The organism is Streptomyces sp. CB02366 (assembly GCF_001905905.1).
Classification (GTDB): domain Bacteria; phylum Actinomycetota; class Actinomycetes; order Streptomycetales; family Streptomycetaceae; genus Streptomyces.
In genome coordinates, this window is record NZ_LIVT01000002.1 from 247,216 (window position 1) to 260,482 (window position 13,267).

At 72.3% G+C, this 13,267-nt stretch carries 7 protein-coding genes; 5 read left to right on the forward strand and 2 right to left on the reverse strand.

The window, feature by feature from the left end; translation table 11 throughout:
- Positions 1-91: 91 nt before the first annotated feature.
- The 4 genes from pepN (AMK24_RS06800) to AMK24_RS06815 all read left to right on the forward strand — a co-directional run bounded on the left by pepN (AMK24_RS06800) (position 92) and on the right by AMK24_RS06815 (position 9,083).
- A complete protein-coding gene (pepN, locus tag AMK24_RS06800) occupies positions 92-2,692 on the forward strand; it encodes an aminopeptidase N (protein WP_073766086.1) in 2,601 nt (866 codons plus the stop codon).
- Positions 2,693-3,021: 329 nt separating this feature from the next.
- The gene (locus tag AMK24_RS06805; protein ID WP_073766087.1) at positions 3,022-4,083 is read left to right on the forward strand and encodes a hypothetical protein; all 1,062 of its coding nucleotides are present in this window, start codon (positions 3,022-3,024) and stop codon (positions 4,081-4,083) included.
- Between the two features lie 338 nt (positions 4,084-4,421).
- Positions 4,422-7,730 (forward strand): S8 family serine peptidase, encoded by a 3,309-nt coding sequence (locus AMK24_RS06810; protein WP_199876382.1) that lies wholly within the window; start codon positions 4,422-4,424, stop codon positions 7,728-7,730.
- Between the two features lie 324 nt (positions 7,731-8,054).
- Positions 8,055-9,083: an aspartate-semialdehyde dehydrogenase gene (locus AMK24_RS06815; RefSeq protein WP_073766089.1), complete on the forward strand. Its 1,029-nt coding sequence runs from the start codon at positions 8,055-8,057 to the stop codon at positions 9,081-9,083.
- 215 nt (positions 9,084-9,298) lie between these two features.
- Here the strand turns inward: AMK24_RS06815 and AMK24_RS06820 are convergent, their stop codons facing one another.
- Positions 9,299-9,796: a DUF1203 domain-containing protein gene (locus AMK24_RS06820; protein WP_073766091.1), complete on the reverse strand. Its 498-nt coding sequence runs from the start codon at positions 9,794-9,796 to the stop codon at positions 9,299-9,301.
- A gap of 125 nt (positions 9,797-9,921) precedes the next feature.
- Between AMK24_RS06820 and pepN (AMK24_RS06825) the strand changes: the two genes are divergently transcribed.
- Entirely contained in the window at positions 9,922-12,498 is a 2,577-nt protein-coding gene (gene pepN, locus AMK24_RS06825) for an aminopeptidase N (protein WP_073766093.1), read from the forward strand.
- A gap of 90 nt (positions 12,499-12,588) precedes the next feature.
- Here the strand turns inward: pepN (AMK24_RS06825) and AMK24_RS06830 are convergent, their stop codons facing one another.
- Complete coding sequence (locus AMK24_RS06830; protein ID WP_073766095.1) at positions 12,589-13,050, reverse strand: hypothetical protein; 462 nt, start codon at positions 13,048-13,050, stop codon at positions 12,589-12,591.
- Between the last annotated feature and the right edge of the window lie 217 nt (positions 13,051-13,267).

Genomic DNA, 13,267 nt, shown 5'->3' on the forward strand with positions numbered 1-13,267 from the left:
GGGCCATTCCCCGCATGCCGCCGCTCGGGGACGCATGCAAGGATCAATGGGTTCGAACACGACACATGACGCGCGTCACGAAGGAGTGCCCGTGCCCGGTGAAAACCTGTCCCGCGACGAGGCCCGGAAGAGAGCCGAACTGCTCACCGTCGACGGATACGAGGTCGAGCTCGACCTGCGGTCCGCCGTCGGCGAGCCCGGGGGGACCGACGGGGGCGAGGAGGAGGCCGGTCCGCGGACCTTCCGCTCGCTGACCACGATCCGGTTCCGCTCGGCCCGCGCGGGCGCCTCCACCTTCGCCGACCTGGTGGCCCCGGCCGTGGACGCGGTGACCCTGAACGGGACGGCCCTCGACCCGGCCGTCGTGTTCGACGGGACGCGGGTGGCGCTGGACGGGCTCGTCGAGGGCGAGAACGTGCTCGTGGTCGACGCCCGCTGCGCGTACAGCCGGACCGGCGAGGGCATGCACCGCTTCGTCGACCCGGAGGACGGCGAGGTCTACCTCTACACGCAGTACGAGCCGGCCGACGCCCGCCGCGTCTTCGCCAATTTCGAACAGCCCGACCTCAAGGCGCCCTTCCGGTTCCAGGTCACCGCTCCCGAGGGCTGGCACGTGTGGTCCAACGGGGCCGAGGAGTCGCGCGAGGGCGAGGTCTGGCGGTTCGCCGAGACGAAACCGATCTCCACGTACATCACGGCCGTCGTCGCCGGCCCGTACCACTACGTGCGGGACTACTACAGCCGTACGTTCGACGACGGCACCACGCTGGAGATCCCGCTCGGCGCGATGTGCCGCAAGGGGCTCGCCAAGTACTTCGACGCGGACGACGTCTTCCTGGTCACCAAGCAGGGCCTGGACTTCTTCCACGACCACTTCGACTACCCGTACCCCTTCGGCAAGTACGACCAGGCGTTCGTGCCCGAGTACAACCTCGGCGCCATGGAGAACCCGGGCATGGTCACCTTCCGCGAGGAGTACATCTACCGCGGCAAGGTCACCTCGGCGGCCTACGAGCGGCGGGCCAACGTCATCCTGCACGAGATGGCGCACATGTGGTTCGGCGACCTGGTCACCATGGAGTGGTGGGACGACCTGTGGCTGAAGGAGTCCTTCGCGGACTTCATGGGCTCCTTCTCGATGGTCGAGGCGACCCGCTTCACCAACGGGTGGATCACCTTCGCCAACAACCGCAAGGCGTGGGCCTACCGCGCCGACCAGCTGCCCTCCACGCACCCGATCACGGCCGACATCCGTGACCTGGAGGACGCCAAGCTGAACTTCGACGGGATCACGTACGCCAAGGGCGCCTCGGTGCTGAAGCAGCTGGTGGCGTACGTGGGGCGCGACGCGTTCCTGGAGGGCGCCCGGCGCTACTTCAAGCAGCACGCGTACGGCAACACGCGCCTGGGCGATCTGCTGTCGGTGCTCGCCGAGACGTCGGGCCGGGACATGACCGCCTGGTCGCGCTCCTGGCTCCAGACGGCGGGCGTCAACGTGCTCACCCCCGTGCCGGCGTACGACGCGGACGGCGTGCTCACCGAGCTGGCCGTCGTCCAGGAGGCCGCCCCCTCCCACCCGGAGCTGCGCCCGCACCGGGTCGCGGTCGGCCTGTACCGGCGTACGCCGGAGGGCGAGCTGACGCGGTACGCGCGCGCCGAGGTGGACGTGGCCGGCGAGCGGACCGTGGTGGAGGAGCTGGCCGGTTCCGAGCGGCCCGACCTGATCCTGGTCAACGACGACGACCTGACGTACTGCAAGGTCCGCTTCGACGAGGGGTCGCTGGCCACGCTCCGGGACCACCTGGGTGACATCACCGACCCGCTGGCCCGCGCCCTGTGCTGGTCGGCCCTGTGGAACCTGACCCGGGACGCGGTTCTGCCGGCCCGCGACTTCGTCGCGCTGGTGCTGGCGTTCGCCGGGCGGGAGAGCGACATCGGCGTCCTGCAGATGCTGCACGCCTGGACGCAGTCCGCGCTGGTCCACTACGCGGCGCCGGAGTGGCGCGAGGAGGGCGGCCGGGCCGCTGCCGAGGGTGCGCTGCGCGAGCTGCGGGGTGCCGAGCCGGGCAGCCAGCACCAGCTGACCTGGGCCCGCTTCTTCGCGGCGGTCGCCTCGTCCGAGGAGGACTTCCGGCTGCTGGGCGGGCTGCTGGAGGGCACGGCGAAGATCGGCGGTCTCGACGTCGACCAGGAGCTGCGCTGGGCCTTCCTCTCGCCGCTCGCCTCGCACGGGGTGGCGGACGAGGCGGCGATCGACGCCGAACTGGCCCGCGACGACACGGCGTCCGGCAAGCGCCACCACGTACGGTGCCTGGCCTCGCGTCCCTCGGAGGCGGTCAAGGCGCAGGCGTGGGCGGCCGTGGTGGAGTCGGACAAGCTGTCCAACGCGCTGGTCGAGGCGACGATCAACGGCTTCGAGCAGCCTTCGCAGCGGGAGCTTCTCGCCCCGTACGCGCCGCGCTACTTCGAGGTGATCGAGCGGATCTGGGCGGAGCGGTCCATCCAGATCGGCATGCACGTGGTGAGGGGGCTGTTCCCCGGGCTCCAGGACGGTCCCGGAACGCTCGCGGCGACCGACGCCTGGCTGGAGGAGCACGCGGAGGCGGCCCCGGCGCTGCGGCGGCTGGTGCTGGAGGCCCGTGACGACCTCGCGCGGGCGCTGCGCGGCCAGGAGTGCGACCGCACGGCGTGAGCGGGCGGGGGGCCTGCGCGGGGCGTCGCCGAGGACGTCACCGCGCGGGCCGGGGCCCGCGTCACCACGCGGCGTCACCGCGCGGGGCCGCCGAGCGGCATCACCGTACGGGGGCGTGAACAGCGTGCAGGAGGAGCGCTCGGGCAGGGCGTACGCGCGGCGCGAAAGCAGCGCTCGCACATCCGTCCGTAGCGCCCCACCCCCGATTCCCGGCGCGACGGCGCATTTCGATTGCCGAACGTCCGTGCATGAGGACGGTGTTGTCCGGGATTGTCGACGGGCGTGTAACAGGGGTTAGGACCCCCTCCGGGGGCGGGAAATCAGGGGGCATGACCCAGAACACCCCGCTCTCCTCCCGCCTCCCCCTCCACCCCGAGGACGTCACGCTCCGTGTCCTGTCCGCCGCCCAGCTGCGGGCGCGCGGGGTGTCCGCCGCACAGACGTCCGCCCAGTGCCTGCCCGGCGGTCCCTGGCAGCAGATCCTGCCGGGGGTCTACCTGCTGCACCCGGGGCCGCCCACCGGCCGGGAGCGGCTGCACGGGGCGCTGCTGTACGCGGGACGCCCGCCGGCCTCCGCGCGGCGCGCGCCCGCCGGCCCGTCGGAGACGGGGTGCGGGTACGGCGAGGCGATGGTCACCGGAGTCGCCGCCCTGGCGCTGCACGGCTTCGCCGGGGCGGGGCCCCTCGGGGCGCTGCACCGGATCGACGTGCTGGTCCCGCGCACCCGGCGGCTGCGGTCCACCCGGTTCGTGGAGGTGCTGCGCACCGCCGTGATGCCGCGCGCGGTGCGGGTGGGCGAGGTGCCCGTCGCACCGGTGGAGCGGGCCCTGGCGGACGCGGTGGCGGCCACGGCGGAGGCGGCCGACGTCCGGCGGCTGCTGGTCGGGGCGGTGCGCGAGGGGCACTGCGAGCCGGGGGCCGTGGTACGGGAGCTGAGCGAGGCGAAGCTGCTGGGGCGGCCCGCCGTGGTGGGCGCGGTGGACGCGCTGCTGGCCGAGGGGCGTGCGGCGGCGGAGGCCCGGCTTTACGCGATGGTGCGGGAGCACGGGCTGCCGGATCCGGTGTGGAACGTGGAGTTGCGCCTGCCGGGCGGGCCCCGGCTCGGCGCGGTCGACGCCTACTGGCCGGATCACGCCGTCGCGGTGGAGCTGGACGCGCGGGCGCCCCGCTACGGCGTGCCGGAGCGGAGGGGCCGGGCGGAGGACGACCCGCAGTGGGCCGCGTATGCCGCGAAGCGGGAGCAACTGGAACGGCTCGGGGTCACGGTCGTCCACCTCACACCGAGGAAGCTGCGCGAGGCGGCGGACCAGCAGGCGACGGTGGTGCGGACGGCGCTGATGGCGGCGGCGGACCGGGAGCCGGCCGCGTACGTGATGGCACTGCCGCGCTGAGCAGGGCGGCGGACCGGGAGGGCGGGTCCGGCGACCGGTCCGGGAGGCGGGGCGCGGAGGGGGCCGGGCGGCGCGCGGCCCCCGGTGCCGGCGCCGCGCGCGGGTCCCGACCGGGAGCCGGCAGGTCCGGACCGAAAAGATAGGGAGCAACGCCCGCCCCGGGGGCCACCCGCGTACCGTTTGACCTCGTTCCTCCCTCGTGGCGCATCACGCACTCTGGCGGATCTCTGCCATGTCCCTGACTCGTCTCCGTCAACTCTCCACAAACCCCTGTCATTTACGACAGGCTGAGCGGTCATCCGGTACCGAATTCCGGACTCTCTCTTTCAAGTACAGGGATGCTGATGACCAAGGAATCCCCCAGCTCCATACCCGGGGCGAGACGAGCAGCTCGTATCGCGGCCGCGGCCGGCCTGGCCGCCGCGCTGGCCGCCTCCGGCGCCGCACCGGTCTTCGCCGCCGACGACCCGGCTCCGGCCCCGGTCAAACCGGCCGCCACGAGCGACCGGGGCGACAAGCTCGGCAAGGCCGACGCCGACGTCCTGGCGAAGGCCGAGGCCAAGGGCGAGAAGAACGTCACCATGATGGTCGCCACCGCCCCCGGGGCGACCGAGCAGGTCAGCAAGCAGCTGGACGCCGTCGAGGGGTCCGTGCTCGGCCAGACCTACGACAAGCTCGGCTACGTGCGCGCGACGGTCCCGACGAAGAGCGCCGAGGCCACCATCAAGGCGGCTTCGAAGCTCTCCTCCGTCCTCGGCATCGACCTCAAGCAGGAGGTCAAGCTGGACGACCCGACGCCCGCGGGCGACCGGGCGGCGGGGGCGAAGCAGCCGAAGGCCACCGGCAGTTACCCGGCGCCGGGCAAGAAGACCCCGGCGAAGAACCCGTACAACCCCTCCTTCGAGACGGGCGCGGTCGACTTCGTCGAGAAGCACCCCGAGGCGGACGGCCGCGGGATCACCATCGGCATCCTGGACTCCGGCGTCGACCTCGGTCACCCGGCCCTGAGGAAGACCACCACCGGCGAGCGCAAGATCGTCGACTGGGTGACCGCCACCGACCCGGTCAGCGACGGCGACGGTACCTGGCTGCGGATGTCCGACACCGTCACCGGCCCGACGTTCACCTCCGGCGGGAAGACCTACTCGGCCCCGGCGGGCGGCTACCGGTTCGCCACCTTCGCCGAGTCGGCCACCACCGGCGGCGACATGGCGGGCGACCTCAACCGCGACGGTGACACCACCGACACCTGGGGCGTGCTGTACGACCCGGTCACCGGCACCACGCGGGTCGACCTGAACGGCAACGCGGACTTCTCCGACGACACGGTCCTCAAGCCGTACAAGGACAAGTTCCAGGTCTCCTACTTCGGCGAGGACGACCCGCGCACGCCGGTCGTCGAGCGCATCCCGTTCGTCGTCGAGACCCGTAAGAACGTGGTCTACAACGCGGCCGGCGCGAAGGCCGACTTCGTCAACATCGGCGTCATCGAGGGCTCGCACGGCACGCACGTCGCGGGCATCACCGCGGCCAACGGGCTGTTCGGCGGCGAGATGAACGGCGCCGCCCCCGGCGCCAAGATCGTCTCCTCGCGCGCCTGCACCTGGTCCGGCGGCTGCACCAACATCGCGCTGACCGAGGGCATGATCGACCTCGTCGTCAACCGCGGCGTCGACATCGTCAACATGTCGATCGGCGGCCTGCCGCCGCTGAACGACGGCAACAACGCCCGCGCCGAGCTGTACAAGCGCCTGGTCGACATCTACGGCGTGCAGCTGGTCATCTCGGCCGGCAACAGCGGGCCGGGGCTCAACACCATCGGCGACCCGGCGCTCGCCGACCACGTGATCTCGGTCGGCGCCTCGATCTCCAAGGAGACGTGGGCGGCCAACTACGGCTCCAACGTCACCAAGAAGTACGACATGCTGCCCTTCTCCTCGCGCGGTCCGCGTGAGGACGGCGGCTTCACCCCGATCCTCTCGGCGCCGGGTGCGGCCATCAACACCACCCAGACGTGGGCTCCGGGCGGCCCGGTCAAGGAGGCGGGTTACGACCTGCCGGCCGGCTACTCCATGCTCCAGGGCACCTCGATGGCCTCCCCGCAGGCCGCGGGCGCCGCGGCGCTGCTGCTGTCGGCGGCGAAGCAGAAGGGCATCGAGCTTCCCCCGGCCGACCTGCGCACGGCGCTGACCAGCACCGCCGGCCACATCGAGGACGTGCCCGCGCACGTCCAGGGCTCCGGTCTGATCGACATCGTCAAGGCGTGGAAGCAGATCGCCAAGCAGGGCAAGCCCGCGCACGAGTTCTCGGTGAAGGCCCCGGTCGACACCGCGATCGACTTCGCGCTCAAGGACCCGGGCTTCGGCACCGGCCTCTACGACCGCGAGGGCGGCCTGAAGGCCGGCCAGAGCAAGGTCTACGACGTCGTCGTCACCCGCACCACGGGGCCGGACCGCGACGTCCAGCACAAGCTGTCGTGGAAGAACAACGACGGAACCTTCGAGCTGAGCAGCCCGCAGTACGTCTCGCTGCCGCTCGACACGCCGGTCAAGCTCAAGGTCAGGGCCAAGGCGAAGACCGCCGGGGTGCACAGCGCCATCCTCCAGGTCGACGACAAGAAGACCTCCGGCGTCGACCACCAGATCATGACCACGGTCGTCGTCGCCCAGGAGCTGCAGGCGCCCGGTTACGCCTACAAGGCGTCCGGCTCGGTCCAGCGCAACGGCACCACGTCGTACTTCGTCAACGTGCCGGAGGGCGCGAAGACCCTGGAGGTCGCCCTCAGCGCGCTGCGCTCGGGCAGCCAGACCCGGTTCGTCGCCCTGCACCCGTACGGGACGCCGGTCGACCCGACCTCCACGGTCAACTGCTACCCGAACTACGAGAACCCGGCCAACACCTGCCGTCCGGACGCGCGCTCCTACAAGGACCCGCAGCCCGGCGTCTGGGAGATCGAGGTCGAGTCGCGCCGTACGTCGCCGCTGCTGGACAACCCGTACAAGCTGGACGTCTCGCTGCTCGGCGTGGAGTTCGACCCGGCGGTGCGCACCCTCGCCGAGGCGAAGATCGGCGCGCCGGCCGCGGTCGACTGGAAGGTCACCAACAAGGCCGCCGCCCTCCAGGGCAAGCTCCAGGGCGGTTCGCTGGGCTCGGCCAAGGTGGCCAAGCCGTCGATCTCCACGGGCCAGACCCGAGAGACCACGGTGACCATCGGCGCGGGCGTCGAGAAGCTCGACTTCGCCATCGGCGGCACGTCGGACGCCAACGCCGACCTCGACCTGTACGTCTTCCGGGGCGCCACCCAGGTCGGCAGCGCCACCACCGCCGGCTCCGAGGAGGCGGTCAGCCTGGTGAAGCCCGCCGCGGGCACGTACACCGTCGTCGTCGACGGTTACTCGGTCCCGGCCGGGTCGACCACGTACGACTACCGCGACGTGTACTACGCGGCGTCGCTCGGCACGATCAAGGTCGACGCCTCCAAGGCGGTGAACCTGGCCAACGGCGCGTCCGCCCAGGTCGGCGCCGAGGTCGTGGTCGCCGGGGCGGCCCCCGAGGGCCGTCAGTTCTTCGGTGAGGTCCGGCTGGTGAACGCGCGCGGCACCGCCGCGGGCACCGGCAGCGTCGTGATCGAGAAGGTCACGCCGTAACGGACCACCGCTGTACGGCGGCGGGGCGGGCGCTCATCGCGAGCACCCGCCCCGCCGTGCGTGTTCCCGGTCACAGCACGGGTCGGCCGCCGTAAATGTTCCCCCGCGCACGCGCGGCGGACGCGGAATGTGCGGTCCTCGCGCGAAGAGTCCGCAGGTCGGACAATGGATTGGACAAGGCGGGGCAGGACATACGCATCATGGTGCGGTGAACGGGCCGTACAGCAGCACGGCCGGGTGGCCGTCCGCGGCCGGGCCGCACCGCGGCACGGGCCGGGCAGCCGCCCTCCGCGCAGAACATCCGTGCAGAACAGAGGAGTCCTCGTGAAGGTCGGAATCGTCGGCGCCACCGGTCAGGTCGGCACAGTCATGCTCAGGATCCTGGCCGACCGGGACTTCCCGGTCGACGAGCTGCGGCTGTTCGCCTCCGCCCGGTCCGCGGGTTCCACGATCGACTTCCGGGGTTCCCCCGTCACCGTCGAGGACGCCTCCGCGGCCGACTACACGGGCCTGGACATCGTGCTGTTCTCCGCCGGGGGCGCGACCTCGAAGGCGCTGGCCGAGAAGGTCGCGTCCCAGGGCGCCGTGGTGATCGACAACTCCTCCGCCTGGCGCAAGGACCCCGACGTCCCCCTCGTCGTCTCCGAGGTCAACCCGCACGCGGCCAAGGTCCGTCCCAAGGGCATCATCGCCAACCCGAACTGCACCACGATGGCCGCGATGCCCGTGCTGCGCCCGCTGCACGAGGAGGCCGGTCTCGAAGCGCTGACCGTCGCCACCTACCAGGCCGTCTCCGGCTCCGGGCTCGCCGGGGTCGCCGAGCTGCACGGCCAGGCGGCCAAGGTCGTCGCCGACGCGGAGAAGCTGGTCCACGACGGCGAGGCGGTGGACTTCCCCGAGCCCGAGGTCTACAAGCGTCCGATCGCCTTCAACGTGCTGCCGCTGGCCGGTTCGATCGTGGACGACGGGTCGTTCGAGACGGACGAAGAGCAGAAGCTCCGCAACGAGTCCCGCAAGATCCTGGAGATCCCCGGGCTGAAGGTCTCGGGCACCTGCGTCCGGGTTCCGGTCTTCTCCGGCCACTCGCTCCAGATCAACGCCCGCTTCGCCCGCCCGATCGGCGTGGAGCGCGCCTACGAGCTGCTGAAGGACGCCGAGGGCGTCGAGCTCTCCGAGATCCCGACGCCGCTCCAGGCCGCCGGGAAGGACGCCAGTTACGTCGGCCGCATCCGGGTCGACGAGACGGTGGACCACGGCCTCGCCCTGTTCGTCTCCAACGACAACCTCCGCAAGGGCGCCGCGCTGAACGCCGTGCAGATCGCGGAGCTGGTGGCGGCCGAGCTGAAGGGCTGACCGCAGCCGTATACGTACGCCGGAGGGGCGGCTGCCGGAGGGTACCGGCGGCCGCCCCTCGGGCGTCGGCCGGAGGACGGGGTCGCGGCGAGGGGCCCTGGCCGGCCCGGACTCACGTGGCCGGGGAGCCGCACCGACGCGTTGCGGCGCCCGCTGCGGTGGGCTCCCGCCCCCGACCTGCTCGCACGGGGCCGTGGAGTCCTGCGGGAGGCCGCTCACCGCCGCACCTCGAAGTGGAAGCACCCGTACTCCACGGCCCGCACGTGCGCCAGCACCACCTCCGGGTCCGCGAAAGCCTCGTCCAGGGCCGCGTCGAAGCCCTTCTCCGGGTCGGCCGGGAGCTCCAGGAGCCGGCCGCCGACGATGTGGCCGCGCGCGTCGTAGCGGCGGACCGTGCGCAGCGCGCCCGCCCGGGCGAAGGGGTACCCGGGGCGCCGCGCGTCGGGGCCCGCGCACGGCTCGGCGTGGATGAAGACGGGGCCCTGCTCGTCGTACGCCCCCGGACTCGCCCCGGTCGCGGCGGCCCAGCGGCGCAGCGGGGCGTAGGAGACCAGGGCGATGCGCTCCCCCGGCTCGTTGCCCCGCAGACAGCAGCGCAGGGGGTGGCCGCCTTCGGACGCCGTGTAGAGGCGGCAGGGGCGGCCCGCGTCGTCGGTGGCGCGGAGCTCGGCGAGGGCGGCGGGGCCGATGGGGCGGGGCTGGTGTCCGGTCATGGTCTGAGCGTGCCTGCCGAGGCCGTCCGCGTCCGGCGGAAAACGGACATCGCGCTGAGGGTGCGGTACGTGGAAGGATGGCCGGAAACGCCGCTTATCAAGTCGCACACCTAGGAGATGACCGCGTGCCTGGCACGAATCTGACCCGCGAAGAGGCACAGGAGCGGGCGCGCCTGCTGACCGTGGACGCGTACGAGATCGATCTCGACCTCTCCGGAGCACAGGAGGGCGGCACCTACCGGTCCGTGACCACCGTGCGCTTCGACTGCGCCGAGGCGGGTGCGGAGTCCTTCATCGACCTGGTCGCCCCGGCCGTCCACGACGTCGTGCTGAACGGCGAGGCCCTCGACGCGGCCGCCGCCTTCCGCGACTCCCGGATCGCGCTGCCCGGCCTGCGCGAGGGCGCCAACGAGCTGAAGGTCGTCGCGGACTGCGCGTACACCAACACCGGCGAGGGGCTGCACCGCTTCGTCGACCCGGTCGACGAGCAGGCCTACCTGTACACCCAGTTCGAGGTCCCGGACGCCCGCCGGGTGTTCGCCTCGTTCGAGCAGCCGGACCTGAAGGCGACCTTCCGGTTCACCGTGAAGGCCCCCTCCGGCTGGACCGTCATCTCGAACTCGCCGACGCCCAAGCCCGAGGGCGACGTCTGGTCGTTCGAGCCGACGCCGCGCATCTCCACGTACATCACGGCTCTCATCGCCGGCCCGTACCACGCGGTGCACAGCAGCTACGAGAAGGACGGCCAGAGCGTCCCGCTCGGCGTCTACTGCCGCCCCTCCCTCGCGGAGTACCTGGACGCGGACGAGATCTTCGCCGTGACCCGGCAGGGCTTCGAGTGGTTCCAGGAGAAGTTCGACTACGCGTACCCGTTCGCCAAGTACGACCAGCTCTTCGTCCCGGAGTTCAACGCGGGTGCGATGGAGAACGCGGGCGCGGTCACCATCCGCGACCAGTACGTCTTCCGCTCCAAGGTGACGGACGCGGCGTACGAGGTGCGGGCCGAGACGATCCTGCACGAGCTGGCCCACATGTGGTTCGGCGACCTCGTGACGATGGAGTGGTGGAACGACCTCTGGCTGAACGAGTCGTTCGCCACCTACACCTCGATCGCCTGCCAGGCCGACGCGGCGGGCTCGAAGTGGCCGCACTCGTGGACCACGTTCGCCAACTCCATGAAGACCTGGGCGTACCGGCAGGACCAGCTGCCCTCCACGCACCCGATCATGGCGGACATCAGCGACCTGGACGACGTCCTCGTCAACTTCGACGGGATCACGTACGCCAAGGGCGCCTCGGTGCTCAAGCAGCTCGTGGCGTACGTCGGCAAGGACGCCTTCTTCCAGGGCGTGCAGGCCTACTTCAAGGCGCACGCCTTCGGCAACACCCGCCTGTCCGACCTGCTGGGCGCGCTGGAGAAGACCTCCGGCCGCGACCTGAGGACCTGGTCGAAGGCGTGGCTGGAGACGGCCGGCATCAACGTCCTGCGCCCGGAGATCGAGACCGACGCGGAGGGGCGGATCACCTCCTTCACCGTGCTCCAGGAAGCCCCCGCGCTGCCCGCCGGGGCGAAGGGCGAGCCGACGCTGCGCCCGCACCGCATCGCCATCGGGGCCTACGACCTCGGCGCGGACGGCAAGCTCGTGCGCACCGACCGGATCGAGCTGGACGTCGACGGCGAGCGCACCGACGTGCCGGCCCTGGTGGGCCGGGCCCGCCCGGCCGTCCTCCTGCTCAACGACGACGACCTCTCGTACGCGAAGGTCCGCCTCGACGAGGAGTCGCTGCGGGTCGTCACCGAGCACCTGGGCGACTTCACCGAGTCGCTGCCGCGCGCCCTGTGCTGGGCCTCGGCCTGGGACATGACGCGCGACGGCGAGCTGGCGACCCGCGACTACCTCTCCCTGGTGCTCTCCGGCATCGGCAAGGAGTCGGACATCGGCGTGGTGCAGTCGCTGCACCGCCAGGTGAAGACGGCGCTCGACCTGTACGCGGCCCCGGAGACCCGTGAGGGCGCGCTCAACCAGTGGACCGACGCCACGCTGGCGCACCTGCGCGCCTCGGAGCCGGGCAGCGACCACCAGCTCGCCTGGGCCCGCGCCTTCGCGGCCACCGCCCGCAACCCGCAGCAGCTGGACCTGCTCCAGTCGCTGCTGGACGGCACCGAGTCGATCGAGGGCCTGACCGTCGACACCGAGCTGCGGTGGGCGTTCGTGCAGCGGCTGGCGGCGGCCGGGCTGCTGGACGAGGAGGAGATCGCCGCCGAGTACGAGCGGGACAGGACGGCGGCGGGCGAACGCCACGCGGCCTCCGCGCGGGCGGCGCAGCCGTCGGAGGAGGCCAAGGCGGAGGCGTGGGCCTCGGTCGTGGAGTCCGACAAGCTGCCGAACTCGCTCCAGGAAGCGGTCATCGGCGGCTTCGTCCAGACGGACCAGCGCGAGCTGCTGGCCCCGTACACGGAGAAGTTCTTCGCCGCGGTGAAGGACGTCTGGGACTCGCGCAGCCACGAGATGGCCCAGCAGATCGCGGTGGGCCTCTACCCGGCCCTCCAGGTCTCGCAGGAGACGCTGGACGCCACGGACGCCTGGCTGGCCTCGGCGGAGCCGAGCGCGGCCCTGCGCCGGCTGGTGTCGGAGTCGCGCTCCGGTGTGGAGCGCGCGCTGAAGGCCCAGGCGGCGGACGCTGCGGCGGCAACCGCGTAGCGGTCCGTACGGCCCCGGGGCGCCCTCTCCGCATCGGCGGAGGGGGCGCCCCTCGCGTGGTGCGGGGGCCGGGGCCGGGCGAGGACGGGATCAGCCGCCCGGCGGAGCCAGGACGAGCGGCCATTCCTCCCCGGAGCGGACCAGCGCCACGGCTTCCTCGGCGGAGGCGCCGGCCGGCACCGTGAGGAGCAGGGTCTCCTCCGGGGCCCGCGCGTACGCGGCGGGGTCGACCCGGGCCTCCACCCGCAACAGTCGCAGCACATGGGGGGCGTACGAGGAGCGGGCGGTGAACTTCGCCCGGTCCACCTCCAGCCCCCTGAGCAGCGCGGGGTGGGCGACGATGTCCACGGTCAGCAGGTCGCCGTCCAGCCGTCGTTCGGCCCAGCCGTCCGTCTGCACCAGGTAGAAGCACCCATCGCCCTCGTAGCCGCACGTCGCCAGGCGGGCCGCGGCGCGCTCGTGGTGGTCCGGCGCCTCCGCGACGACCACGACGACCGTCTCGGCGTCCGGGTCATCGGGGTCCAGGCCGGTGCACAGCAGAATCCCTGCCATCCGGTGCCTCCCGGGGCGTGGTAGCGGGTCCGAGGGTCCGCAGACTAGTGGACGGTCCGCGGCCCTTCGGCTCCGCCCTCTCCCGTCCGGTCGGCCGACCGGGCTCGGATGCCCGGCACCGCCGCCGTCCCGGTCGCGGCGCCTCTGTGCGCGGGTCCGCCGGCGGGCCGGTTGGAAGCCGCCCGGCGGACGGGCGGCTTCCGCGCAGCCGTCCGCC

Excerpts from the sequence above, each read along its gene's own strand:
- AMK24_RS06805 (WP_073766087.1), top strand. The coding sequence starts at position 3,022 with ATGACCCAGAACACCCCGCTCTCCTCCCGCCTCCCCCTCCACCCCGAG.
- AMK24_RS06810 (WP_199876382.1), top strand. The coding sequence starts at position 4,422 with ATGCTGATGACCAAGGAATCCCCCAGCTCCATACCCGGGGCGAGACGA.
- AMK24_RS06820 (WP_073766091.1), bottom strand. The coding sequence starts at position 9,796 with ATGACCGGACACCAGCCCCGCCCCATCGGCCCCGCCGCCCTCGCCGAG.
- AMK24_RS06830 (WP_073766095.1), bottom strand. The coding sequence starts at position 13,050 with ATGGCAGGGATTCTGCTGTGCACCGGCCTGGACCCCGATGACCCGGAC.